The following is a 24,515-nucleotide window of genomic DNA, read 5'->3' on the forward strand; positions in this document are numbered from 1 at the left end:
GTGCGGGAAATGGCCCTGGTCAACGATTTCCGGGCCACCATCCCGGGGCAAAACGGGCCAGCGGTGCAGGTGGCCGCTGCCGGGCGCGGCTCCCGGGTCGGGCGTTACGCTCGGCTCATGCTCCGTTCGGTCATCCTCGCCGCAGCCCGGTCATCCCGGGTCGAGCGGCTCGTCGAGACGGCCCCCTACACCCGGGACGTCGTCCGCCGGTTCGTCGCCGGCGCCGGCACCGACGACGCGTTGCGCGCGACCCGCGGACTCGTCGGCGACGGCCTCACGGTCACCCTCGACTACCTGGGCGAGGACACCGTCAAACCCGAGCAGGCCACCGCCACCCGCGACGGGTACCTCACCCTGCTGCGGGCGTTGCACGCGGCCGGGCTCACCCCGGCGGCCGAGGTGAGCGTGAAGCTCTCCGCCCTCGGCCAGAAGTTCGACGAGCAGCTCGCCTACGAGCACGCCCGGTCGATCTGCGTGGCCGCCGACGAGGCGGGCACCACGGTCACCCTGGACATGGAGGACCACACCACCACCGACTCGACGCTGGACATCCTGTCCAAGCTCCGCACGGACCACCCCGGCACCGGGGCGGTCCTCCAGGCGTACCTGCGGCGGACCGAGGCGGACTGCCGGGACCTGGCCACCGCCGGTTCCCGGGTCCGGCTCTGCAAGGGCGCGTACCGCGAGCCGGAGTCCGTCGCGTACCAGTCGGCCCGGGACGTGGACCGTTCCTACGTCCGCTGCATGACCGTGCTGCTGTCCGGGGCCGGCTATCCGATGCTCGCCACCCACGACCCCCGCCTGATCGCGATCGGGGAGGACCGGGCCCGCTGGTTCGACCGGGGGCCGGGCAGCTTCGAGTTCCAGATGCTCTACGGCATCCGGCCCGAGGAGCAGGCCCGGCTCGTCGCCGCCGGCTACACCGTCCGGACGTACGTGCCCTACGGCGACCAGTGGTACGGCTACCTCATGCGGCGGCTCGCCGAGCGCCCGGCCAACCTCGCCTTCTTCGGCCGCGCCCTGCTCTCCCGGAAGTGATCCGCCCGCCGGACGCGGAGCGGGCCGGCGGAGACCCCTCGTCCGCCGGCCCGCGCCACACCCGGCGTCCGGTGGGGCCCCGGGTGGGGGCGCCCGCCCGACCCACCGCCCCCGTTCTCCGGTGGGTCGAGATGCCGGGTGGCCGGCAGGGTCCGAAGGCCGACCGGCCGGAACCCGGCCGACGTGTCCGGCGGCGAGCGCTCTCCAGAAAACCTACCTAGGTAGACATTGACCGGTCTAGTTGTAATTTTTTCTTTCACGGTCTGCCAATGTGGCCCGGTGGCTCTTGACCCGAGCCGGCACCCCGCTAATGCGGGCGGAAGCCGTGCTCGGTACGCAGGACGGGCGACCCGACGCCCGGGTGCCCCTCGCCGGCCACGCAGGCGACGGCCGCGCCGGCCACCCGTACCCCGTCGGGGGTGAGCCGGTAGTACCGGCGGCGCGGCCGGCCCTGGGCCTCGTGCGCGGCCGGGTCCTCCCAGAAGCTCTCCACCCAGCCGGCCACCTCCATCCGGGCCAGGATCGGGTGCAGGGTGCCGGTCTTCAGCTTCGTCTGGCGGGCGATGTCCCGGCCGTACCGGGGTTGGTCCGGCGCGGCGAGGAGCAGCCGCAGCACCTCGACCGTCTGCGGGGTGAGCCGGGGGCCGGTACGAGCCATGTCCGGAGTCTAGGTAAGCCGGAAGCCCTGACCAGCCGGCGCAAACGGCAGTCCGGCCAGCCGAATGGCGTACTCTCCCCGCCGTGGAGGACGAGCGGCACGGGTCGCGGCGCAGGCGGCGCGGGGTCCTCTGGGCAGTGGTCGCCGTGGTGGCCGTGGCCCTGGGCTGCCTCCTGCCGGCGGCGTTGGTGGCGGCCGTGGTCCGTCAGACGGCGGGCCGGTCGACCGGGGACCCGGCATCGGGTCCCGGCGGGCCGGCCGCCCGGCTGGCCGCCGCGATCGACGCGCAACTCGGTCGGCAGGCCGGGGCGCTGCTGCGCGGTGACCGGGACGGCTTCCTCGCGGTCGCCGAGCCGGCCGCCCGGGTCGACCTCGGCCGGCGGTTCACCGCCCTGCGCGCGTTGCGGATCGCGGTCTGGCGGGCCGAGTCGAGCGGGCAGCCGACCCCGACGCCCGGTCGGCCGGGCCAGTGGCGGCAGGTGGTGACCTACCGGTACTGCCTCGTGGTGCCCACCTGCACCCCCAGCCCGGTGCTGGCCGCTACCCGGTGGCGGGAGACGTCCGACGGACCCCGCCTGGTCGCCGTCGAACCCTCCGCCTCCGCCGAGACCGGTACCCGGCCGTGGGAGGTCAGCGAACTGGTGGCCGCCGTCGGCCGGCGCACCGTCGTGGCCACCACCCCCGACCTGCGGACCCGGCTGCCCGGGTTGCTCGCCGAGGCGGAGGCTGCCGCGACGGTCGCCGACGGGTACGTCGTGGACGGTGTCCCGCCGGACCGGTACCGGATCTTCTATGCCGGCCGGGCCGAGTGGCGACGCTGGTACGGCGGCGGCCGGCCGGCGTGGACCGGTGGGTACGTGGTGACCGTCGGCGGCGGGCATCACGAGGTGGTGCTGAACGCGGACGCGCTGCGCACCGGAGGGGTCGCCGACCTGCTCCGGCACGAGCTGACCCACGCCGCGTCGCTGCCGGCCGGCGGCTGGTCCGACCGGCACGCCTGGTGGCTGGTGGAGGGGACGGCCGAGCTGGCCGGGGCGGGTGGCCGCCCGGTGCGCCGGTACGCCGGGCTGGACGACGTCCGGCGGCTGGTGGCCGGGGGCGGCTGGGACGGCCGTCTCGACACCCTCGCTCCCGGCGCCGACGCCCCCGCCGACCGGGTCGCGGCCAGCTACGGCGTCGGTTACCTGGCCGTCCGGTACCTGGTGGACCGGTACGGCGGCCAGCGCCTGCTCGACTTCTTCGCGGCGGTGGTGCACGACCGCCGGCCGGTGGCGGACGCCGCCCGGGAGGTCTACGGCGAGCCGTGGCCGGAGCTGCACGACGACTGCGTCGCCCGGGTACGCGCGGCCGTGGCCGGCTAGGCGGTTCCGCCCGGGAGTGCCCGGGGCCAGCTCCGCGAGCGGGGGTGGCCGGGCGCGTCCCCGCCGGATCGGCCGGTCCCGTGGTCGCGGAGCGTCCACCCCGGCAGTGGGCCGCCATGATCGACCGCCGTCCGGACCGCCGGTCGGGTCTGCGACACTGACCACGCTCCCAGTGCGGAGCCCCGGACCGTGTCCGCAATCGGCCCGGGGCGCCCGCCCGGTGGCCCCGGTGGCGCCACCGGAGCCACCGGGCGCCTTCCGCCGCAGCTCAACCGGGCGGAAGCTGACTCCTGACGAGATCAAATGCGCGAAGGGATCGCGCCGTTCACAGCCGTCCCGTTACCGTACTGGTAACACGCGCGTTGCCCTGGTGGCGGGACGAACCCGTCGCAGGCCGCGCTGGGCATGGGATGGGTCGGTGAGCCATGGCCGGGTCGCAGTCCGACGGACGGCTGTCGGAGGTCAAGTTCCTCACCGTCGCCGAGGTGGCGGCGGTCATGCGAGTGTCGAAGATGACGGTCTACCGGCTCGTGCACAGCGGTGAACTCACCGCGGTGCGGGTCGGCCGGTCGTTCCGGGTGCCCGAACACGCGGTGCACGAGTACCTGCGCGGAGCGTTCTCCGAGACCGCCTGACGGTCGTCCCGGGAACGCGGGCCGGCGCGGGCCGGGGGTGTCCCGGAGCGCCCCGGAACGGGCATCGACGGGGGCGCGTTGGTCCTGCTGATGCTCTGCGGCTACCCTGGATCTCGACCGTGACCACCCAGCGGTGCGCCGCGATGCCACTCACCAGGTCCGGTCCGTTGTCCGCAAGCGGTACCAGCACCATGTCGTGGTGCCTCTGGTCCGCCCCGCACGTTGCATCGAAAGGCTGTCGTATGGGCTCGGTGGTCAAGAAGCGCCGCAAGCGCATGGCTAAGAAGAAGCACCGCAAGCTGCTGCGCAAGACCCGCGTCCAGCGTCGCCGTCTCGGCAAGTGACCGGTGCCGGGGGTGACCCGGCACCGTGTACCACTTGCCATCTGTCGACCCTCGGAGGCTCAGGTGAGAAGGCCGTGGACGTCCCGGCTGGATGATCCGGCCTGCCGGGCAGGGTGCGCGACATGACCCCCGGTGGCACCTCAGGTGCTCCGGGGGTCGTCGTCGTGACCGGGGTCAGTCGCTATCTCGGCGCGCACGTCGCCGCCCGGCTCGCCGCCGACCCCAGGATCGACCGGGTGATCGGCGCGGATCCGGCCGGCGCGGCGGAGCCGGCCGACCTGCTCGACCGGGTCGAGCGGGTGCGGGTCGACGCCGGCTCGCTCGGTGACCTCCTCGCCGACCTGGAGGTCGACGCGGTGGTCCACCTCGCCCTGGTCAGCGCCCCCGACCGGCAGCAGGGCGGCCGGGCGGCGATGAAGGAACAGAACGTCATCGGCACCATGCAGCTCCTCGCCGCCTGCCAGCGGGCACCCCGGCTGCGCAAGGTCGTCGTCCGGTCGTCGACCGCGGCGTACGGCGTCTCCTTCCGCGACCCGGCGGTCTTCACCGAGGAGACCGAGCCGCGCGAGGTGCCGCGCGGCGGGTTCGGCCGCGACATCCTCGACATCGAGGGGTACGTCCGCGGCTTCCGTCGCCGCCGACCCGACGTCACCGCCACCGTGCTGCGCTTCGCGCCGTTCATCGGTTCCACCGCCGACACCACGCTGACCCGGTACTTCCGCCAGCCGATCGTCCCCACCGTCCTCGGCCGGGATCCCCGACTCCAGTTCCTCCACTTCGACGACGCCCTGGAGGTGCTGTACCGCTCGGTCGTCGAGGACCATCCGGGCACCTACAACGTCGCCGGTCCGGGTGTGCTCTCGCTCTCGCAGGCCATCCGCCGGGCCGGTCGGCTCGAGGTGCCGGTGCTGGAGCCGGGGCTCTCCGGGGCGGTCGCGCTCGCCCGGACGCTCGGGTACGGCCGGCTCGGCCTCGACCAGGTCGACCTCTTCGTGCACGGCCGGGTGGTCGACACCAGCCGACTGGTCGCCGAGTACGGCTTCACCCCGCGCTCCACCGCCGCCGCCTTCGACGACTTCCTCCGCGCCCACCACGGGGGAGTGGTGGTCACCCGCGACCAGCTCACCGCCGCCGAACAGGCCGTCCTCGCCGGGATCAGGCAGGTCCGGGCGGCCGTACGGGAGCAGTCGTGAGCCGCCCCGACGGGACCGAGCGGGACGTGCCGGCGGGCCGCCCGTTCGCGCCGCCGGACGCCACCGACCTGGCCCGACCGGCCCGCCGCAACGGCCACCACCCGGATCCGCCCGCCGTGCCGGACCGTCCGGTCGACCAGTGGGACCGCCGGGTCGCTCAGGGCCTGGCCTTCCTGCGTCGCCGGTTGGCCGGCGACTACGAGATCGACGAGTTCGGCTTCGACCCGGATCTCACCGAGGCGGTCTTCCACCCGCTGCTGCGCCTGCTCTACCGGGACTGGTTCCGGACCGAGGTCACCGGCCTGGAACACGTACCCGTGGAGGAGGCCGGCCTGGTGGTCGGCAACCACTCCGGCACCGTCGCGCTGGACGCGTTGATCCTCTCCGCGGCCCTGCACGACCAGCACCCGGCGCACCGGTTCCTCCGGCTGCTCGGCGCGGACCTGGTCTTCCGGATGCCGATCGTCTCCGAGGTGGCCCGCAAGTCCGGCGGTACGGTCGCCTGCAACCCGGACGCCGAACGCCTGCTGCGCAACGGCGAACTGGTCGGCGTCTTCCCCGAGGGGTTCAAGGGCATCGGCAAGCTCTACGCCGACCGGTACAAGCTGCAACGCTTCGGTCGGGGCGGGTTCGTCTCGGCGGCGCTGCGTACCGGCACCCCGATCGTCCCGGTGGCCATCGTCGGCGCCGAGGAGACCTACCCGATGCTCGCCGACATCAAGCCGCTCGCGCGCCTGCTCAAGCTCCCCTACTTCCCGATCACCCCGACCTTCCCGTGGCTCGGGGCGCTGGGCATGGTGCCGCTGCCGAGCAAGTGGCTGATCGAGTTCTGCCCGCCGATCCCCACCGCGCACCTGACCGACTCGGCCGACGACCCGCTGGTCGTGTTCAACCTCGCCGACCAGGTCCGGGAGACCATCCAGCAGACCCTGCACCAGCTCCTGGAACGTCGGCCCGACCCGTTCGGGCCCTGACGCCCCCCCCCGCCGGACGGCCACCGTTCGGGTCCGGGGTCAGGCTCAGCTCAGGGTGCGCAGGTCCAGGACGTGCCAGCCGGTCACCTCACGCCCGCCGGTGGACCACCAGAGCGCGTCGCCCCGGCAGAGCACCAGCCCCACCCCGTCGGCCGCCACCAGCGTCCGCCGCCGGGTGAGGTCGTAGAGCCGCAGCTGGGCGCCGTCGCCGACCGTGCCCGTCGGCCCGGTGTACAGGACCACTTCGAACCGGTCGCGCACCGCCACGTCGACCAGCGCGGCGTGGGTGTCCCCACCGGCCACCCGGTGCCGGTCCCGGCCGTCCGGGCGGAACAGGTCCAGCCGGCCCGGTCCCGGCCCAGCCGGGGTCAGCGCCCGACACCAGACCGGGCCGCAGCCGAGCAGCTCGTCCGGGCCGGCCGGCACCGTGCGTTCGGTACCGTCGACGAGGTGGCGCAGCCGCACCGGACCGGCGTCACCGGTCGCCGCGCTGACCAGCCACGGCCACGCCGACAGCGTCCAGGCACCCGGCTCGGTCCGTACCGTCACCCGGCCCCCGTCCAGTGGCGCCGAGCGCACCTCGGTCACCCGGGCGTCCCCGGGCGCCGCCGCGACCCAGTGCAGCCGGCCCGAGCCGATCACCAGGTCGTACCGGGAGTTGACGAGGAGGACGTCACCGCCGTCCGTGGTCACCCGTCGGGCCGGCCGTGCCGAGCCCGGTTCCGCCGCCCACACCTCGGTACGCCCCCGGCCGTCCGGGCCGGTGGTGGTCTCCGTCCACGCCACGACCGGGCCGGAGTCGGTGAAGCCGGCGTACTGCGGGCTTCCGGCCGCCGGCAGCCGGCGTAGCTGGTGGACGGTGCCGTCGGCGGATCGTCGGACCAGCCGCAGGTGACGCCCGTCGGGGCTGGGCGCGGTGCCGATCGAGGTGGCCGGGTCGAGGAACCAGACCGGGCTGTACGCCGTACCGTCGGCCAGCCGGGCCGGCAGCTCCCGCCGTACGGCCCCGGGCCACTCCTGCTCGACCCGACGCGGCGGCGGTGGCGGCTCGGCGGGTCCGGAACCGGCCTGCGGCAACGTGACCAGCGCGGTACCGGCGGCGACCGCCACGGCGAGCCCGGCCAGCCCCGGACGGTGCCGCCGGGCCGGGCCCGTGAGCGGCGCCGACCACCGGCGGTGGATCAACGGAGCCGTCGCCGGCGGTGCAGGGCCATCCCGGCGCCGACCGCCCCGGCCAGCAGCCCGGCGGCGGCCGTCGACGGCACGGCGATCCGGGCCGCCCTCCGGCCGGTACGGAAGTCCCGGACCTCCCAGCCCCGCTCCCGGGCGGTACGCAGCAACACCGTGTCCGGGTTGACCGCGACCGCCCGACCGACCGCCGAGAGCATCGGCAGGTCGTTGGCGGAGTCGCTGTAGGCGACGCACCGCGACAGGGCCAGCCCCTCCACGGCGGCGAGCTGGGCGACCGCCTCGGCCTTGGCCGGGCCGTGCATCAGGTCACCGACCAGCCGTCCGGTGTAGACGCCGTCGACGATCTCGGCGACCGTGCCGATCGCCCCGGTCAGGCCGAGCCGGGCGGCGATCACCCGGCCGATCTCCACCGGCGCGGCACTGACCAGCCAGACCCGGATCCCGTCGTCGAGGTGGCGCAGGGCGAGTTGGCGCGTGCCGGCCCAGATCCGGGGGGCCATCAGCTCGTCGAAGATCTCCTGGGTGAGCCGTTCGACGTCGTCCACCCGCCAGCCCTCGACGAAGGCGAGGGCGGCCTCCCTGGCGTGGGTCATGTCCCCGGCGTGCTCGGTCGCGAGCAGCCGGAACCGGAGCTGCTGCCAGGCGAACCGGGTCAGGTCGCCGGTGGTGAAGTACTTCCGGGCGGCGAGGCCCCGGGCGAACCAGTAGATCGACGCGCCCTGCATCATCGTGTTGTCGACGTCGAAGAAGGCCGCGGCGGACGGATCGGGCGTGGGAAGGTCGGGCGGTTCCAGCCCGGTGGCGGCCCAACCTGCGGTGTGCCCGTGGGCGTCCGTACTGACGGTCACCTTTCGGGTCCGGGCCACGTGGAAACTCCCTCCGCTCGACACCCGGGCCGCGGTGGGCGGCGGACCGGTCGGGCGTGACGTCCCGCCGCGCGCGGCGCGATGCCTGCCAACCGCGAGACTAGCCAAGGAAGATCGGAGCGACGGACGCTGCGGCGCTTCCGGGCGGGGTCAGCGGGCGGTCGGGCACGCCCCGGCGGTCGGGCCGAGCAGGTCGGTCCCACCTTCCTGCGGGGCACCGCAGACCAGGGCCGCCCGGAGCGCGTCGGACCGTTGCTCCGCTGCGTCGAGCAGCGCCAGGGAGCTGCGGGCGCGGTCCCGTTCGGCGCGGGACGCCCCGTCGAGCAGGGCGGTCACCGCGCGCCGCTGCCCGGTGACGAAGGTGTCGACGGCGTCCAGCCCGGCCGCGTCGGTGCGCTGTACCGCAGTGGTGGTGAGCAGGCGCACACCCTGCCGGGTGTCCTCGTCCATGTCGTCGAGGATCACCCCGAAGGCCGCCGGGTCGCCCCGTACCTCGTCCGCCTCGGCGAGCCGGGTCCGGGCGAAGTCCAGGAAGAGCTGGCCCCGACTCAGGTCCGAGCTGGCCAGGGCGAGCTGGGCGCGTTCGGTGGAGCGCTTCATGCCGTACAGGGCGTCGCCGGGGACCGCGTTCTCGCTCGCCGCGGAGATGCCGGAGAGGGCCACCGCACCGGCGGCGACCCCGACCAGGATGGCACCCCGGGCGCGGGCCCGACGGGCGGTGACCGGAGGTACGAGCGGACCGCGCGGGGTCGTCCCGGCGGCCGTCCGCCGACCGGCCGGGTCGGACCCGGCCGTGGGGGCGGCCTTCGCGCCGACGCCCTCGCGTTCCGCGGCGGCCACCAGCATCGCGCGCAGACCGGTGCGGAAGTCCGGGTCCACCTCGGCCGGTGGGGCGGCGGCGCCGAGCTGGCGGCCGAGCCCGACCAGATCGCCGAGGCGGTCGTCGACCCGGGACCGCACGTGGTGTCGACGGCCGCCGTTGGCCTCGTCGAGCAGTTGCGCGAAACGCTCGGCACGCCGACGGGAGAAGAGGTTGCTGTCCACCGCAGGCATCTCCTCTCACTGGTCACGGTCGTCCGGCCGGTGTGGTCACCCGCCGGCCGGCTGACGCCCGGCGGGGCCGGGGACCGGTGGGTCGGGCTCGTCGCCGCCGACCGTGCGGTCCCCGCCGTCGGTGACGGCGGGAGCCGGTGGGATGCCGGCCTGCACGAGTCGTGGCGGGCGGGCCGCCCGTACCGCGGGTCTGGGAGCTTGCCGTGGCGAACACCGGTCGCACCCGGAGAAACGGTCGGCGCCGGGCCCGGGTTACGGGCCGGGAGTGCCGAAATCGAACAGCAGTGATGGTCATCACTATCTGCCGGAGGGGTGCCCGGTCGGGGCCGACGTGCCGGCCGGCTCAGGGCTGGAAGCCGTCCGGCAGCAGTCGGGCCAGGGCGCGTACCGCACGGTACTGGAGGGCCTTGATGGCCCCCTCGTTCTTGCCCATGGCCTTGGCTGTCTCCGCGACCGAGAACCCCTGGAGGAAGCGGAGCACGATGCACTCCTGCTGCTCCGGGTTGAGCTGCTTGACCGCGGTCAGCAGGGCCACGTTGGTGATGTGTTCGACCACGGCCGCCTCCGGGCTCCCCTCGGGGCCCCGGTCCTCGCGGTCGGCGTCCATGACGTCGCCGGTGGTCACCTCCAGCCGGTACCGGCCGGACTTGAAGTGGTCGGCGACCAGGTTGCGGGCGATCGTCACCAGCCAGGCGCCGAGGTCCCGCCCCTGCCAGGTGAAGCTGCCGATCCGCTTGAGCGCCCGCAGGAACGTGTCGGAGGTGAGGTCCTCGGCGAGCTGGCGGTTGCCGACCCGGAAGTAGACGAACCGGAAGACGGTGTCGACGTACCGGTCGTAGAGCAGGCCGAAGGCCTCGGCCTCACCGGCCTTGGCCCGCTCCACCAGGGACCAGACCACGGTGGCCGGGTCGGACGGATCCGGACGGCTCGGCGGTGCGGGCGGTGGCTCGGGTGGTGCGGCGGCGGCCGGAACCGCCGGCAGGAGCGCCGTCTCGGCGGCCGCCGGGTCGACCGGCTCCACCTCGTCGCCGGGTCGGCGACCCTGCGCCGGCATGCTCGGTCGGGCCGGCACGGCGACCCGTCCCCCGGCCGGCTTCGCGTTGCCGCCGGGCGGTATCGAACGGGGCGGCGGTTCGTTCGGATGCGGCCGGTTGCGCGTCCGCCTGGCCGTTCCGTCGTCGCCCTCCCCGGCGCGCCGCGTGTCGTCGAGGTGGTGCAGGGGGATCAGTCCCGTTGGTTGCTCTGCGTAACCGAAAGTGGTCACCGGGCCTCCCTCCAGCCGGGAAACGCCGTCCTCCCGGCCCGCTGCGGGGACGTCGAGGCGGTGTCGCCTCCGGGTCGGACGGTCGGTGCTGCTCCGGGGCTCGCCGGCTGACGGCAGCCCCCGGGGGGGTGCTGGTCCAATACGGTCACAGGCACGGTGGCCTCCTCGGGCTGAGGGGTGTCGACTCACGGCAAATGGGGTGACTCGACCCGAGTGATAATAGGGCCAACGTCACCCATGTGTGGCAAGTCCGTTACACAGAGCCGAAGTATTCACCGCCGTGTCGCACCGGCGCCGGACGCTTTGTGCGTCGATGCCGGTTGACTTTCCCCGGCACAGGTGGTTAGGGGTGAAACCGCAGGTGGCGGGCGTGTCGGGCGGTGTCGCGCGCCCCGATCGCCGGACAACCTATCGATGGGCATGGTCTGCCGGCCGCCCACTGTGCCAGACTCAGCGACCGTGCAGCAGCAGACAGCGGGAAGTGCGCCGCCGAACCTCGCCGACCGGGTGCGCCGGGCGGCCGACCGTCGTCCCGACCGGGTCGCGCTGCACTGGCGCGACCGGACGGTGACCTGGTCCGAACTGGACACGGCGGTGGACGGGGTGGCCCGCGCGCTCAGCCGGGCCGTTCCGACGACCGACCCGGACTCCGGTGAGCCGCCCGCCCGGGTCGCCGTCGCGTTGCCCAACTGCCCGGACTTCGTGCTCGGCTACCTCGGCGCGCTCCGCGCCGGACTGGTCGCCGTGCCGCTCAACCCCGGGCTCACCGCCACCGAGCTGCGGCACGTGCTGGCGGACTCCGGCACCGCCGTGCTGATCGCCACGCCGACCGTGGCCGGCCTGGTCGCCGGGATCGCCCCGGACCTGCCGGCCCTCACCGCCGTGCACACCAGCGTGCCGACCGAGCCGGGCAGCGCGGTGACGCCCACCCGGGGCGGGGACGACCTCGCCGTCCTGCTCTACACCTCCGGCACCGAGGGACGGCCCAAGGGGGCCATGCTGTCGCACCGCGCGCTGACCGCCAACCACGAGCAGGTCGACCAGATCACTCCGGCGGTGGTCGGGCCGGACGACACCGTGCTGCTGGCCCTGCCGCTGTTCCACGCGTACGGGTTGAACACCGGGCTCGGGTCGGTCGTGCACCACGGGGCGACCGGCGTACTCGTCGACGAGTTCACCACCGTCGGGGCGCTCGACGAGATCGCCCGGCACCGGGTGAGCGTGCTGGTCGGCGTACCGTCGATGTTCCAGGCCTGGGCGGCGGCGGGTGCGGCGGTCGGGGCGGCGATGACGTCGGTCCGGGCCGCGGTCTGCGGCGCGGCACCGCTGGAGCCGGCGGACGCGGCGCGCTTCGCGGCGGTCGCCGGCCGTCCGGTGCACGTCGGGTACGGCCTCACTGAGACCGCCCCGGTGCTCACCTCGACCCTGGTCGGCGGGGCGCCGAAGCCCGGCTCGATCGGACGGGCGCTGCCCGGCGTGGGACTGCGCCTGGTCGGGCCGGACGGGGCGGACCTGTGGCGCGACGGCGCGCCCCCGCCGGAGGACGACGCCGACGAGATGGACCTCGACGTCTCCTCGCCCGGCACCGACCCCGGTCAGATCGTGGTCCGGGGCGCGAACCTCTTCGCCGGTTACTGGCCGGACGGACGCGGCGGGCCGGACCCGGAGGGCTGGTGGGCCACCGGGGACGTCGGCTACGCCGACGCCGACGGCGACCTCTTCCTGGTGGACCGGCTGCGCGAGGTGATCCTGGTCAACGGGTTCAACGTCTACCCGCACGAGGTGGAGCTGGTGCTCCAGGCGCATCCGGCGGTGGCCGAGTCGGCGGTGCTGGGCGTGCCGCATCCGCGCACCGGCGAAACCGTCCGGGCGTACGTCGTGCCGGCCCCGGCCGGTACGGTGGGGGCCGGGGAGCTGCTCGCCCACTGCGCCCGGCACCTGGCCCGGTTCAAGTGCCCGACGTCGGTCGAGTTCGTCGACGCGTTGCCGCACTCGGCGATTGGCAAGGTGCGCAAGACCCTGCTCCGGCCGCCCGCCGCCGGAGACGTCCACGGAGGTTCCGATGTCCACTGACGCCCGGCTCGCCCTGATCACCAGGCCCGGCTGCCACCTCTGCGACGACGCCCGCGAGGCGCTCGCCCGGGTGGTCGCGGTCACCGGGGACCGGTGGACCGAGCGCGACGTCACCGGGGACCTGGAGCTGGAGCGCGAGTACGGCGACCGGCTGCCGGTGGTGCTCCTCGACGGCCGGGAGCACGGCTACTGGCGGGTCGAGGAGGACCGGCTGCTGCGCGACCTCACCACCCCGCAGCTCTGACCGCCGCCGCCCCCACCCTCGACGCGGCGCTGGTTATCGTGGCCCGATGACTCCTGCGCGCCCCCATCTGGTGTGGGACTGGAACGGCACCCTGCTCAACGACCTCAGCCTCGTGGTGGCCTGCACCAACGCGGCCTTCGCCAGTCTCGGCGGCCCGGCGGTCAGCGCCGACGAGCACCGGGTGCGGTTCCGCCGCCCGATCGCCGACTACTACGCCGAGGTGCTCGGCCGGGCCGTCGACGAGGAGGCGTTCGGCCGGCTGGACCGGGTCTTCCACGACGCGTACCGGGTCGGCCTGACCACCTGTGAGCTGGCCGAGGACGCCCGCTCGGCCATCGCGGCCTGGTCCGGCAGCCAGTCGCTGCTGTCCATGTGGTTCCACGACGAGCTGGTGCCGACCGTGCACACGTACGGGCTGGCCGGGCACTTCAGCCGGGTCGACGGGCTGCGGGCCGAGGTCGGCGGCGACCGCAAGGCGGAGTCCCTCCGACGGCACCTCGCCGAGCTGGGGGTCGACGGCGCCTCGGTGGTGCTGATCGGCGACTCGCTGGACGACGCCGACGCGGCCGAGGCGGTCGGCGGTCGGGCCGTCCTCTACACCGGTGGCTTCACCGACCCGGCCCGGCTGCGCGCCTCGCGTCACCCGGTGGCCGACACCCTCACCGAGGCCGTCCACCTGGCGACCACCCAGCCCTGACCCGTCCCGCCGGGGTCAGGTGCGCAGGTAGGTCAGCACGGCCTGGACCCGCCGGTGCAGGTGGTGGGTGTCCGGCGGGAGGTCGAGCTTGGTGAAGATGTTGCGGACGTGCTTCTCCACCGCACCGTCGCTGACCACCAGCGTCCGGGCGATCGCCGTGTTCGAGCGTCCCTCGGCCATCAGGCCCAGCACCTCACGTTCCCGGGGGGTCAACTCGCGCAGCGGGTCGTCGCGCCGTCGGCGGACGAGCAGCTGCGCCACCACCTCCGGATCCAGCACGGTGCCCCCGGCGGCCACCCGCGTGAGCGCGTCCAGGAACTCGTCGATCGCGGCGACCCGGTCCTTGAGCAGGTAGCCGATCCCGCCGCCGGCACCGCCGGTGGTGGCGAGCAGGTCGTCGGCGTACGCCACCTCGACGTACTGGGAGAGCACCAGGATCGGGGTACGCGGCACGAGCCGGCGGGCGGTCACCGCCGCGCGCAGCCCCTCGTCGGTGTGCGACGGCGGCATCCGGACGTCCACGATCGAAACGTCGGGCCGGTGCGTCGTCACCGCCTCCACCAGCGCGTCGCCGTCCCCGACCGCGGCCACCACCTGATGACCGTTCTCGGTCACCAACCGGATGAGCCCCTCCCGGAGCAGTACGGCGTCGTCGGCGATCACCACCCGCATGGCCCTGTCTACCACGTCGGAGGTGACCGGAGCGCCCGCGGTCAGCCGGTGGTCATTCGGGGAGCAGGGCGCGGACGACGGTGGGGCCGCCGACCGGGCTGGCCACCTCCAGGGTGCCCCCGCCGGCCCGGACCCGGTCGGCGATGCCGGCCAGCCCGTGCCCCTTGGCCAGGTGCGCGCCGCCCTGTCCGTCGTCGACCACGCTGATCTCCAGATGCCCCTCCTGCCGGCCGACGTCGACCCGGCACTCGCTGGCACAAGCGTGCTTGGCCACGTTGGTCAGCGCCTCGGCGACCACGAAGTACGCCGCGTGTTCCACCGCCGCCTCGGGGCGGCCGTCGGGGGTGCCGAGATCCGGATCGACCCGCAACTCGATCGGGATCAGCCCGCGCCCGGCCAGGGCGGCCAGGGCACCGGGCAGCCCCCGGTCCACCAGGATCGGCGGGGCGATGCCCCGGGACAGGCCGCGTAGCTCGGCCAGGCTCTCCCGGGTCTGGTCGAGCGCCTCGTCCAGGGTGCGGCCGGCTGCCTCCGGGTCGTGGGAGAGCTGCTGCCGGGCCCGGCCGAGGTCCATGGCCAGGCGGACCAGTCGCTGCTGGGGGCCGTCGTGGATGTCCCGTTCCAGCCGGCGCAGCGCCGATGCCTCGGCGGAGACCGCGGCCCGCTTCTGTTCCTCCAGCACGGTGATCCGGTCGCGCATCTCGGCCACCCCGGTCAGCAGGGCCCGGCTGAAGCCGGCCTGGAGCAGTGCGCAGCCACGGACCACGACCGGCAGGGTGAGCAGGAAGAAGAGTCCGATGGCGGTGTACAGGCCGATCCGGGCCCGGGTGGTGTCGCCGAGCCCGAGCAGCTCGTTCAGCCCGACGTTCTCCGGGCCGTGGGGGATCGCCCAGTCGTACGTCCCGTAGAGGGTGCCGGTGAGGGCCACCGACCACCACGTGATGGTCACCACGAAGGTGACGATCGCCACGGGCAGCCGGAGGATGCCGTGGGCCAGGTCGAGCCAGGACTGGACGTCGCGCATCGGCAGGAAGATCCGCCGCCAGGCGGTCGCACCGGGTTCCGGGAGCCGGTAGCGCGGCCGGATCCGGGGCTGGCGCCGGACGGCGGCCAGGCGCAGCCGCTCGATGTCGGCCAGCCCCCGGGCGGCGTAGAGGGTCCCGGTGAGGACCGGCAGCCCGACCACCAGCACCAGCAGCCCCAGTCCCAACGCCAGCCCCACCAGCAGGACCACGAGGCTGGCCAGCGCCAGTGGCAGACCGAGCAGGACGTATCCCGAATCGGTGAGGAGGCGTCGGGGAGGGGCCGGTGCGCGGGTCGTCACCGAGGACGCGGGATGGGCCGTGGTCATGCTCAGAGGCTAGGTGCGCCGGCGGTGCCGAACCCATCCCGTACACCGCCCTACCGGGGGTGGGGCTGGCCCTACCTCGCAGGACACGGCGGGTCTGACCCGAGCGCAATTGGTCAGAGAAGTCGGAATTAAGCAATACTTGCGACGCGGTGCCGGTGTGCCCGCCCAATGGCGGGTGCGAAACGGAGGGGACTGGTGTTGTCGCGTCGTGCATCTGCAAGATCGCGATTTGTGCACGTCTTCACAAGCGCCTACTGTGTAGTTCCGACGCGCCCTGCTAGCACAGCCAGCAAGATCGGTCGCCAGCGGGAGTCCCGAAACGGCCGGCGACCGGAGCTGGTCCAGGATCGCACCGCACGGAGTCTCATGAGTCAGCACCGTCACCCAGGCGCGCCCAGCCGCGCCGGTGCCGTACCGGCGCTTCCGGATCTGCCGGAAGCGACCGTCGCGCGGCTCCCGGAGTATCTCCGCGCCCTCCACCACCTCGCCGAGACCGGCCACGAGACGGTCTCCAGCGAGGGACTCGCCGCCGCCGCCGGGGTCAACTCGGCCAAGCTCCGCAAGGATCTCTCACACCTCGGGTCGTACGGCACCCGGGGCGTCGGCTACGACGTCGGGCTGCTGGTCGAGCAGATCGAGTCCGTGCTCGGGCTCACCCAGCGGCGGGCGGTCGCCCTGGTCGGGGTCGGCAACCTCGGTCATGCCCTGGCCGGCTACGCCGGCTTCGCCAGCCGCAGCTTCCGGATCGTCGCCCTCTTCGACGCCGACCCGGCCCGGGTGGGCGAGGAGATCAACGGACTGGTCGTACGGCACATCGAGGAGCTGCCCCGGGTCGCCGGCGAGGAACGGCTCGCCATCGGCGTCATCGCCACCCCGGCCGGGGCCGCTCAGGCGGTGGCGGACCAGCTCGTGGCGGTCGGTGTGACGAGCATCCTGAACTTCGCGCCGTGCGTCCTGTCGGTGCCCGACGGGGTCGACGTACGCAAGGTCGATCTCGCCATCGAGTTGCAGATCCTGTCCTTCCACGAGCATCGTAAGGCGTCGCTCACCGCCCTGCCGGGCACCGGCCCGTCCACCCTCACCACGCTCGCCGGCGGCGCCCCCACCACCGACCCCCAGGAGGCGATCGGCACGTGAAACTGCTCGCCGTCGGCGCGTCCTACCGCACCGCTCCGGTCGCCGTCCTGGAGCAGTTGGCGGTGGCCCCTGCCGACCTCACCCGAACCCTGGACCGCCTGGTCGCCCAGCCGTACGTCAGCGAGGCGGTGCTCGTCTCCACCTGCAACCGGGTGGAGGTGTACGCCGCCGTCTCCGGCTTCCACGGCGGTCTCGGCGACATCTGCGCCGTCCTCGCCGAGCAGGCCGGTGCGCCGCCGGCCATGCTCGCCAACCACCTCTACGTGCACTACGACGCCGCTGCGGTCGACCACGTCTTCCGGGTCGCCGCCGGGCTGGACTCCATGGTCGTCGGCGAGGCACAGATCCTCGGCCAGCTCCGGGACGCCTACCACTGGGCGACCGGTGCCGACTCGGCCGGCCGGCTGCTGCACGAGCTGATGCAGCAGGCGCTGCGGGTGGGTAAGCGCGCTCATGCCGAGACCGGGATCGACCGGGCCGGGCAGAGCGTGGTCAGCGCGGCGTTGAACCTGGCCGCGGAGCAGCTCGACGGCACCCTGTCGGGCCGTCCGGCACTGGTCGTGGGGGCCGGTGCGATGGGCGCGCTCGGCGTGGCCACCCTCTCCCGGCTCGGCGCCGGGCCGCTGACCGTCACCAACCGGGGCACGGACCGCGCGGTGCGGCTGGCCGCCTCGTACGGCGCCAGCGCCGCCCCGATGACCGAGCTGGCCGACGCGCTCTCCACAGTGGATATCGTAGTGGCCGCCACGGCGGCCACCGAACCGGTCCTCACCGAGTCGGTGGTCCGGCGGGCGCTCGCCGGCCGGGACGCCGACCGGGGTCCGCTGGTCCTGCTCGACCTGGCCGTGCCGCGTGACGTCGGGCCGGGCGTCGCCGGCCTGCCCGGCGTCGAGGTGATCGACATCGACCGGATGGGCACGGTGCTGGCCGGCGGACCGGCCGCCGCCGACGCGGCGGCGGTCGACCGGATCGTCACCGGCGAGGTCGAGTCCTTCCTGACCTGGCTGCGCGGGGCGGACGTCGCGCCGACCGTGGCCGCCCTGCGCGGTCGCGCCGACGACGTGGTCGCCGCCGAGCTGGGCCGACTGGCCCAACGCCGTCCGGACCTCACCGACGACCAGCGGGCCGAGGTGGCCCGGACGGTTCACCGGGTGGTGCAGCGCCTGCTGCACCAGCCCACCGTGCGGGTGCGCCAGCTTGCCGCCGAGCCCGGCGGCGACCAGTACGCCGCCCTGCTGCGGGAACTCTTCGACCTCCAGGTGCCGCAGACCTCCGCGGTCGACACGGTGCCCGACATCACTCCCGACGGAGGAGAACGATGACCGCCCCCCTGCGCCTCGGCACCCGGGGCAGCGCGTTGGCGATGGCCCAGTCCGGCCACGTCGCCGCCGCGCTCACCGCCGCGACCGGCCGCCCGGTCGAACTGATCGAGATCGTCACCGCCGGCGACCGCTCCTCCGCGCCGGTGCACCGGCTCGGGGTCGGGGTCTTCGTCTCCGCGTTGCGCGACGCGCTCACCGCCGGCGAGATCGACCTCGCCGTGCACTCGTACAAGGACCTGCCCACCGCGGAACCCGGTGGGCTGCACATCGCGGCGGTGCCGCCCCGACAGGATCCGCGGGACGCGCTCGTCGCCCGCGACGGCCGTACGCTGGCCGAACTGCCGGTCGGGGCCACCGTCGGGACCGGCGCGCTGCGCCGTGTCGCCCAGCTGCACGCACTCGGGATGCAGCTGACCGTCGTGCCGATCCGCGGCAACGTGGACACCCGCCTGAGCCGGGTGCTCGGGCCCGACGCCGATCTCGACGCGGTCGTCCTCGCCCGCGCCGGGCTGGCCCGGTTGGGGCGGACCGACGAGATCACCGAGACGCTCGACCCGATGCTCATGCTGCCCGCGCCCGCCCAGGGCGCGCTGGCCGTCGAGTGCCGGGCCGGCGATTCGGACCTGGTCGAGCTGCTCGCCGTACTCGACCACGCGCCGTCCCGGGCCGCGGTGACCGCGGAACGGGCGTTCCTGGCCACCCTGGAGGCCGGATGCTCCGCTCCGGTCGCCGCCTACGCCGAGGTCGCCGAGGGCGACGACGGCGATGAGATCTACCTGCGCGGGGCGGTGATCAGCCCGGACGGCACCCGAGACATCCGGCTGTCCCGCACCGGTACGCCCGCCGACGCGGCGGAGATCGGCAAGGCACTCGCCGCCGAACTCCTCGCCCGTGGCGCCGACTCGATCCTCGGCCAGCCCGATCACGCCGGCCCGGGGACCCAGCAATTTGGGAGCACAGAATGACCCGCACCCGTAAGCCCGTAGGCCACATCGCGTTCGTCGGGGCCGGACCCGGCGACCCGGGCCTGCTGACCCGTCGGGCGCACGACGCCCTGGTCGACGCGGACCAGGTGGTGTACGACCGGGGCGTACCCGAGTCGCTGCTCGATGCCGTCCGCGCCCAGGCCCGCTCCGACGCCCAGTTCACTCCGGCGGAGGGCGCGCCGGGTGACGTGGCGAAGGTGCTCATCTCGGCGGCCCGGTCCGGACTGAACGCGGTGCACCTGGTCGCCGGTGACCCGTTCGGGCACGAGTCCGTGGTCAAGGAGGTGCAGGCGGTGGCGCGTACCGCCGCGCACTTCGAGGTGGTGCCCGGCGTCGGGCAGGCCGAGGGCGTCGCCACCTACGCCGGGGTGCCGCTGCCGGGCGTCCGGACCGCCGCCGACGTCGAGGACGTCACCACGCTGGACTTCGAGGCGCTCGCCGCCGCCATCGGCCGGGGCTCGCTGGCGCTGGCCGTGGACGCGGGCGACCTCGCCGCGATCCGCGACGGCCTGCTCTCCGCCGGGGTGGACGGCACCACCGGCGTCGGGGTGACCGGGGACGGCACCGGGGAGACCCAGTACACCACCACGTCGACCGTCGACTCCTTCGTCGCCGCCGCGCTCGGCTTCACCGGCCGGGTCGTGCTCACCGTGGGGTCGGGCGTCGGCCAGCGGGACAAGCTGAGCTGGTGGGAGAACCGCCCGCTGTACGGCTGGAAGGTGCTGGTTCCCCGCACCAAGGAGCAGGCCGGCGTGATGAGCGCGCGGCTGCGGGCGTACGGGGCGATCCCGTGCGAGGTGCCGACCATCGCGGTCGAGCCGCCGCGTACCCCCGCCCAGATGGAACGGGCGGTCAAGGGCCTGGTCGACGGCCGGTACGCCTGGGTCATCTTCACCTCGGTCAACGCGGTACGCGCGGTCTGGGAGAAGTTCGCCGAGCACGGCCTGGACGCCCGGCACTTCGGCGGCGTCAAGATCGCCTGTATCGGCGAGGCGACCGCCGACGCGGTCCGTGCGTTCGGCATCCAGCCGGAGCTGGTCCCGTCAGGGGAGCAGTCCTCCGACGGGCTGCTGGCCGAGTTCTCCCCGCACGACGAGATCCTCGACCCGGTCGGCCGGGTGCTGCTGCCCCGTGCCGACATCGCCACCGAGACCCTCGCCGCCGGGCTCACCGAGCGGGGCTGGGAGGTCGACGACGTCACCGCCTACCGGACGGTCCGCGCCGCGCCGCCACCGGCCGAGATCCGGGACGCGATCAAGTCGGGCGGCTTCGACGCGGTCCTCTTCACCTCCTCCTCGACGGTGCGGAACCTCGTCGGTATCGCCGGCAAGCCGCACGCGCGTACCGTTGTCGCCGTGATCGGGCCCAAGACGGCGGAGACGGCGACCGAGTTCGGCCTCCGGGTCGACGTGCAGCCGCCGCACGCCTCCGTGCCCGACCTGGTGGAGGCGCTCGCCGCCTATGCCGTGGAGCTGCGGGAGAAGCTGGCTGCGATGCCGGCCAAGCAGCGCCGGGGCTCGAAGGTGCAGGGGCCGACCGCCCTCAGGTTCCGCTAGCCCCCAGGAGGCATCAGTCATGCCGTACCCCGAGATCCGGCCCCGCCGGCTGCGCCGCAACGCGGCCGTGCGGCGGCTGGTCGCCGAGACCCGGGTCGCGCCGTCGGACCTGGTCCTGCCGATGTTCGTCAAGGAGGGTCTGACCGAGCCCCGGCCGGTCGCCTGCATGCCCGGGGTGGTCCAGCACTCGCGGGAGTCGCTGCGCAAGGCGGCGGTGGAGGCGGTCCAGGCCGGGGTCGGCGGGATCATGCTGTTCGGGGTGCCCGCCGAGCGGGACGCCACCGGCTCCGGCGGCATCGACCCGGGCGGCATCCTCAACGTCGCCATCCGGGACGTGGTCAGCGAGGTCGGTGACGCCACGGTGGTGATGAGCGACCTCTGCCTGGACGAGTTCACCTCGCACGGGCACTGCGGGCTGCTCACTCCGGACGGCGGGGTGGACAACGACGCCACGCTGGCCGCGTACGCCGAGATGGCGGTGGCCCAGGCCACCGCCGGGGTCGGCATGGTCGGCCCGTCCGGCATGATGGACGGCCAGGTCGGCGTGGTCCGCCGGGCCCTCGACGCCGCCGGGCACCAGGACGTCGCCGTGCTGGCGTACGCGGTGAAGTACGCCTCGGCCTTCTTCGGCCCGTTCCGGGACGCGGTGGAGTCGTGTCTCGACGGGGACCGGCGCACCTACCAGCAGGACCCGGCGAACGTCCGCGAGTCGCTGCGCGAGGTGGAGCTGGACGTGGCCGAGGGCGCCGACCTGGTGATGGTCAAGCCGGCGCTGCCCTACCTGGACGTGGTCGCGGCGGTCCGGGCGTCGGTGGACGTCCCGGTCGCGGCCTACCAGGTCTCCGGCGAGTACGCGATGGTCGAGGCCGCTGCCGCGAACGGCTGGGTCGACCGGGAGCGGGTGATGCTGGAGACGCTCACCTCGATCCGGCGGGCCGGTGCACAGATCATCCTCACCTACTGGGCGGTCGAGGCCGCCGGCCTGCTGCGCGACGGTCGCTGACGACCGGCCGCCCACCCGGACGCGGCACCCGACCCGCAGTGCGCTCCACTACTGCGGGTCCTGGTACTTCGTTCCCCGTTTCTCAATCCCCGTTCCCCGTTTTTCCCGGTTCCTTCTCTGCCGGGCCGCCCCCGGGGCCGCCGGTCAGCCCGCACGTGCTGTCACTCTGCGTGAGTGTCAGGCGGGCCGCTGCTCCTCCTGTCGCATCCTTTGCTCTGCACCCGCAGGCGCACCACTTCACCCAGGGTCACTGGTGCGTCGGCGGGTGCAGAGCAAAGGGAAGGGGAGGGAACGGAGTCGCCCGCCGGCCGAGGGGCATATGGGCAGTTCAAAGCTTCCCCGGTGGCGCGGGGTAAGCGGTAGGCCCCGAAGTTGCCAGCCGGTTCGTTGCTCAGCGTCATTGCGTGCCGTTCGGCTGGCTCGTTGCTGACCGTGGTCGGCCGTGCCGGATCGACCGCAGCGCGACGACCGCTTCGCCGGGACCGGGCGGCCCGGCGCCGCCGGAGTCAGTGGGAGGTGCGGGTGGCCCGGTACCGAGGCCAGCCGCCACCGCCGGATCCTCGGCGATCCCGGTACCGCGGGCCGGAGCGTCCCGGCGCGGGCGGCTCCGGCGGGGCTGCGCGGCCCTCCGACCCTATGTAGAGTACGAGTATGCGGATGACGCTCCAGGTGCAGTTGGTGCTGCGGGCCCTGCTCGCCGATCCCGAACGGGAGGTCTACGGTCTGGAGATCGTCGAGTCCACCGGGTTGCCGCCCGGGACGATCTACCCGATCCTGGCCCGGCTCGAGGCGGCCGGCTGGGTGGAGAGCCGGTGGGAGGTCGTCGACCAGCAGGCCGAGGGGCGGCCGCGACGCCGCTACTACCGGCTGCCGCCCCAGGGGCGTGCCCAGGCTCGTTCGGCGCTCGCCGCAGCCGACGCCCGGCGGCGCACCCGGACCCGTGCGGGCGCGGGCCCGGCCCGGCAGGTGGAGGCGTGGTGACCCGGTTCCTGGCCGTCCTGCTGACGGTCGCGTCGGTGGCCCTGCCCGCCCCGCACCGGGCCCGGTGGCGGGAGGAGGCACTCGCCGTCCTGCTCGAGGTGCGGGGCGGTCGGCGGTGGCGTTACGCGGTCGACACCGTCGTGAAGGTGCCTCTGCTGGCATGGCAGTACGGCCGGACGGAACTGGCGGGCGGGCCGGCACGGTGGCCGTCGACCGTGGCCGGAGCCGGCCTGCTGGGCACCCCGCTCCTGCTCGTCGGGGCGGTGGCGGCGGCCCCGGTGATCGGGGAGGAGGCCGCCGAGTTCTTCTTCCTCCTCGCACCCTGCGGGATGCTGCCGGCGGTGGCGGTGTGGGCGTGGCGGTGGGCTGCGGGCCGGGGTGGCGGAGCGGTCCGGTTCGTGGCCGCCGCACTGCTGGCGGTCTTCGCCGGGACGGGGCCGATCGCCGCTGGTGCCCTCTCGGCCGCCGTGGACCTGCCGGTCGTGGCGGTGGTCGGCAGCGTCGTGCCCGGGGGGTGGCTGATCGCCACCAACCTCATCGCCCTGCGGCACGGCCGACAACCGGTGGCGCTCTCCGCGTTGGGCGTGACGGCGGGAACGGCTCTGGTCGGCCTGCTGTCGGGGCTGCAACTGAGCATCCTGTCGGCGGGGACGAGCGGGCTGGCGTCGGCGCTGGGCGCGCTGTCGTTCCTGCTGCTCGTCCCCACCTACCCGGCCTGGTCGGCGTGGGCCGGGATCCGGTTGCTCTTCCGGACGGGGGTCGGCGGAGCGGTCAGATGAGCGTGCTCCAGGTGACCGGTCCGACCAGCCCGTCGACCGCGAGACCCTGCGAACTCTGGAAGCTGCGCACGGCGGTGGCGGTCTGAGCGCCGAACGAGCCGTCCACGACGACGTTCCCGACCCGGGCGCTGAGCGCCGTCTGGAGGCCCCGGACCGTGTCACCGGAGTTGCCCTGCTGCAACGGCAGGATCAGCGCGGTCCAGGTGATCGGGCCGACGACGCCGTCGACGTACAGACCCCTGCCGCTCTGGAAGGTCCGGACGGAGGACGCCGTTCCCGGACCGAAGTAGCCGTCGACCACGGTGGAGACACCCCGGCCGCGCAGCAGGTACTGGATCGTCCGGGCCACCCATGACGTGGTCCCCTGCGAGACGCTGGGCCAGCCGGTGCTGCCCATGGGGGCGGTCGAGCCCAGGCTGATGCCTCGGTTGGCGAGGAAGACCCGCGGGTCCGTGGAGGTCAGACGGGGCCGGTGGATCTCGAAGTGCAGGTGCGGGCCGGTGGAGTTGCCGGTGGTGCCCATCAGTCCGATCAGCTGACCGGCGAGCACCCACTGGCCCTTGCTGACCAGTACCCGGTGCAGGTGGCCGTAGTAGGAGAAGTAGCTGTCGGCGTGGTCGATGTGGACGCTGTTGCCGGTGCGGCCCCCCAGCGGCCCGCTGGTCGGGTCGCCCGGGTAGGAGCCGGTCCGGATGTCGCGCACGGTGCCGGCCGCGGTGGCGTAGACCGGGGTGCCCTGGCTGTTGGCGATGTCCCAGCCCAGGTGGCCCGGTCGGGAGGGGATCTTGTAGCCGGAGGTGAGGGTGCCGCGCGTGGGGTTGCTCCAGGCGGCGACGGCCGCGCTCGCCGCCGTCGGCAGGCCGATGGCCCCCAGGCCGACACCGACGCCCAGCGCGGTGAAGACGGTACGGCGGCTGACGGTCAGCCCGGACATCCCGACGGGATGATCGTTTTCACACATGGTCCACCCTTGTTCGTGACCTCCGGCCGGTCCGACGGACGACCGGTGAAACGAATCGTAGATCATGAATATCGATCTGACGATGGGCGGCGCGGGGCGGTCGGTGCGGCGTCGCCGGTACGGCGACGGCCCGCCGCCCGGGCGGGACACCCGGGCGGCGGGCCGTTCTCGGGCCG

General features: G+C 74.2%; 24 protein-coding genes. 16 read left to right on the plus strand and 8 right to left on the minus strand.

Annotated elements, in window-relative coordinates; genetic code table 11:
• Positions 1-117 precede the first annotated feature (117 nt).
• Positions 118-1,038 carry a proline dehydrogenase family protein gene (locus AB0F58_RS07915; RefSeq protein WP_357139593.1) on the plus strand — a complete coding sequence of 307 codons (921 nt, stop codon included), beginning with the start codon at positions 118-120 and terminating at the stop codon, positions 1,036-1,038.
• Between the two features lie 307 nt (positions 1,039-1,345).
• Here the strand turns inward: AB0F58_RS07915 and AB0F58_RS07920 are convergent, their stop codons facing one another.
• On the minus strand, positions 1,346-1,696 hold the full coding sequence (locus tag AB0F58_RS07920; protein ID WP_357139597.1) for a helix-turn-helix transcriptional regulator: 351 nt from the start codon (positions 1,694-1,696) through the stop codon (positions 1,346-1,348).
• A gap of 83 nt (positions 1,697-1,779) precedes the next feature.
• Between AB0F58_RS07920 and AB0F58_RS07925 the strand changes: the two genes are divergently transcribed.
• The 5 genes from AB0F58_RS07925 (at position 1,780) to AB0F58_RS07945 (ending at position 6,203) form a co-directional block, all read left to right on the plus strand.
• Positions 1,780-3,057, plus strand: a complete 1,278-nt coding sequence (locus tag AB0F58_RS07925) for a hypothetical protein (protein ID WP_357139599.1) — start codon at positions 1,780-1,782, stop codon at positions 3,055-3,057.
• A gap of 425 nt (positions 3,058-3,482) precedes the next feature.
• Positions 3,483-3,692, plus strand: a complete 210-nt coding sequence (locus AB0F58_RS07930) for a helix-turn-helix domain-containing protein (protein WP_088981934.1) — start codon at positions 3,483-3,485, stop codon at positions 3,690-3,692.
• Between the two features lie 242 nt (positions 3,693-3,934).
• A complete protein-coding gene (locus AB0F58_RS07935) occupies positions 3,935-4,036 on the plus strand; it encodes an AURKAIP1/COX24 domain-containing protein (RefSeq protein WP_007465623.1) in 102 nt (33 codons plus the stop codon).
• Between the two features lie 122 nt (positions 4,037-4,158).
• Entirely contained in the window at positions 4,159-5,229 is a 1,071-nt protein-coding gene (locus AB0F58_RS07940; protein ID WP_357139602.1) for an NAD-dependent epimerase/dehydratase family protein, read from the plus strand.
• 68 nt (positions 5,230-5,297) lie between these two features.
• Positions 5,298-6,203, plus strand: coding sequence for a lysophospholipid acyltransferase family protein (locus tag AB0F58_RS07945; RefSeq protein WP_357140415.1), 906 nt, complete (start codon positions 5,298-5,300; stop codon positions 6,201-6,203).
• A gap of 45 nt (positions 6,204-6,248) precedes the next feature.
• On the opposite strand, the gene AB0F58_RS07950 is transcribed toward AB0F58_RS07945, so the two are convergent.
• From AB0F58_RS07950 to AB0F58_RS07965, 4 genes are all read right to left on the minus strand, one after another.
• Positions 6,249-7,388: a hypothetical protein gene (locus tag AB0F58_RS07950; RefSeq protein ID WP_357139604.1), complete on the minus strand. Its 1,140-nt coding sequence runs from the start codon at positions 7,386-7,388 to the stop codon at positions 6,249-6,251.
• The gene (locus AB0F58_RS07955) at positions 7,385-8,260 is read right to left on the minus strand and encodes an HAD-IB family hydrolase (RefSeq protein WP_357139607.1); all 876 of its coding nucleotides are present in this window, start codon (positions 8,258-8,260) and stop codon (positions 7,385-7,387) included. The genes AB0F58_RS07950 and AB0F58_RS07955 overlap by 4 nt, the downstream gene beginning before the upstream one ends.
• A 150-nt stretch (positions 8,261-8,410) precedes the next feature.
• The gene (locus AB0F58_RS07960) at positions 8,411-9,304 is read right to left on the minus strand and encodes a DUF5667 domain-containing protein (protein ID WP_357140418.1); all 894 of its coding nucleotides are present in this window, start codon (positions 9,302-9,304) and stop codon (positions 8,411-8,413) included.
• 352 nt (positions 9,305-9,656) lie between these two features.
• Entirely contained in the window at positions 9,657-10,577 is a 921-nt protein-coding gene (locus AB0F58_RS07965) for an ECF subfamily RNA polymerase sigma factor, BldN family (protein ID WP_357139610.1), read from the minus strand.
• A 414-nt stretch (positions 10,578-10,991) separates the two neighbouring features.
• Between AB0F58_RS07965 and AB0F58_RS07970 the strand changes: the two genes are divergently transcribed.
• Genes AB0F58_RS07970 through AB0F58_RS07980 form a run of 3 tightly spaced genes read left to right on the plus strand, consistent with a single transcriptional unit; the run spans position 10,992 to position 13,591 of the window.
• Positions 10,992-12,650, plus strand: coding sequence for an AMP-binding protein (locus AB0F58_RS07970; RefSeq protein WP_357139613.1), 1,659 nt, complete (start codon positions 10,992-10,994; stop codon positions 12,648-12,650).
• Positions 12,640-12,894 (plus strand): glutaredoxin family protein, encoded by a 255-nt coding sequence (locus AB0F58_RS07975; protein WP_357139615.1) that lies wholly within the window; start codon positions 12,640-12,642, stop codon positions 12,892-12,894. The genes AB0F58_RS07970 and AB0F58_RS07975 overlap by 11 nt, the downstream gene beginning before the upstream one ends.
• A gap of 46 nt (positions 12,895-12,940) precedes the next feature.
• Positions 12,941-13,591, plus strand: coding sequence for an HAD hydrolase-like protein (locus AB0F58_RS07980; RefSeq protein WP_357139617.1), 651 nt, complete (start codon positions 12,941-12,943; stop codon positions 13,589-13,591).
• A 15-nt stretch (positions 13,592-13,606) separates the two neighbouring features.
• On the opposite strand, the gene AB0F58_RS07985 is transcribed toward AB0F58_RS07980, so the two are convergent.
• Together AB0F58_RS07985 and AB0F58_RS07990 are read right to left on the minus strand one after the other, a co-directional pair.
• Positions 13,607-14,263, minus strand: a complete 657-nt coding sequence (locus AB0F58_RS07985; RefSeq protein WP_357140419.1) for a response regulator transcription factor — start codon at positions 14,261-14,263, stop codon at positions 13,607-13,609.
• Positions 14,264-14,315: 52 nt separating this feature from the next.
• Positions 14,316-15,614, minus strand: coding sequence for a sensor domain-containing protein (locus tag AB0F58_RS07990; protein WP_357139620.1), 1,299 nt, complete (start codon positions 15,612-15,614; stop codon positions 14,316-14,318).
• 366 nt (positions 15,615-15,980) lie between these two features.
• On the opposite strand from AB0F58_RS07990, the gene AB0F58_RS07995 reads away from it, so the two are divergent.
• The 7 genes from AB0F58_RS07995 to AB0F58_RS08025 all read left to right on the plus strand — a co-directional run bounded on the left by AB0F58_RS07995 (position 15,981) and on the right by AB0F58_RS08025 (position 23,378).
• Positions 15,981-16,751, plus strand: coding sequence for a redox-sensing transcriptional repressor Rex (locus tag AB0F58_RS07995; protein WP_357139623.1), 771 nt, complete (start codon positions 15,981-15,983; stop codon positions 16,749-16,751).
• Positions 16,748-18,073: a glutamyl-tRNA reductase gene (locus tag AB0F58_RS08000; protein ID WP_357139626.1), complete on the plus strand. Its 1,326-nt coding sequence runs from the start codon at positions 16,748-16,750 to the stop codon at positions 18,071-18,073. The genes AB0F58_RS07995 and AB0F58_RS08000 overlap by 4 nt, the downstream gene beginning before the upstream one ends.
• Positions 18,070-19,038: a hydroxymethylbilane synthase gene (hemC, locus tag AB0F58_RS08005; protein ID WP_357139629.1), complete on the plus strand. Its 969-nt coding sequence runs from the start codon at positions 18,070-18,072 to the stop codon at positions 19,036-19,038. Before AB0F58_RS08000 ends, hemC begins: the two co-directional genes overlap by 4 nt.
• Positions 19,035-20,615 (plus strand): uroporphyrinogen-III synthase, encoded by a 1,581-nt coding sequence (locus AB0F58_RS08010; protein WP_357139632.1) that lies wholly within the window; start codon positions 19,035-19,037, stop codon positions 20,613-20,615. The genes hemC and AB0F58_RS08010 overlap by 4 nt, the downstream gene beginning before the upstream one ends.
• A 19-nt stretch (positions 20,616-20,634) precedes the next feature.
• Entirely contained in the window at positions 20,635-21,618 is a 984-nt protein-coding gene (gene hemB / locus AB0F58_RS08015; protein ID WP_357139634.1) for a porphobilinogen synthase, read from the plus strand.
• Positions 21,619-22,269: 651 nt separating this feature from the next.
• Positions 22,270-22,599, plus strand: a complete 330-nt coding sequence (locus AB0F58_RS08020) for a helix-turn-helix transcriptional regulator (protein WP_357139637.1) — start codon at positions 22,270-22,272, stop codon at positions 22,597-22,599.
• Complete coding sequence (locus AB0F58_RS08025; protein WP_357139641.1) at positions 22,593-23,378, plus strand: hypothetical protein; 786 nt, start codon at positions 22,593-22,595, stop codon at positions 23,376-23,378. The genes AB0F58_RS08020 and AB0F58_RS08025 overlap by 7 nt, the downstream gene beginning before the upstream one ends.
• On the opposite strand, the gene AB0F58_RS08030 is transcribed toward AB0F58_RS08025, so the two are convergent.
• Positions 23,371-24,312, minus strand: a complete 942-nt coding sequence (locus AB0F58_RS08030; protein WP_357139643.1) for a peptidoglycan DD-metalloendopeptidase family protein — start codon at positions 24,310-24,312, stop codon at positions 23,371-23,373. The genes AB0F58_RS08025 and AB0F58_RS08030 overlap by 8 nt on opposite strands.
• Between the last annotated feature and the right edge of the window lie 203 nt (positions 24,313-24,515).

It is taken from the genome of Micromonospora sp. NPDC023956, assembly GCF_040639195.1.
Classification (GTDB): domain Bacteria; phylum Actinomycetota; class Actinomycetes; order Mycobacteriales; family Micromonosporaceae; genus Micromonospora.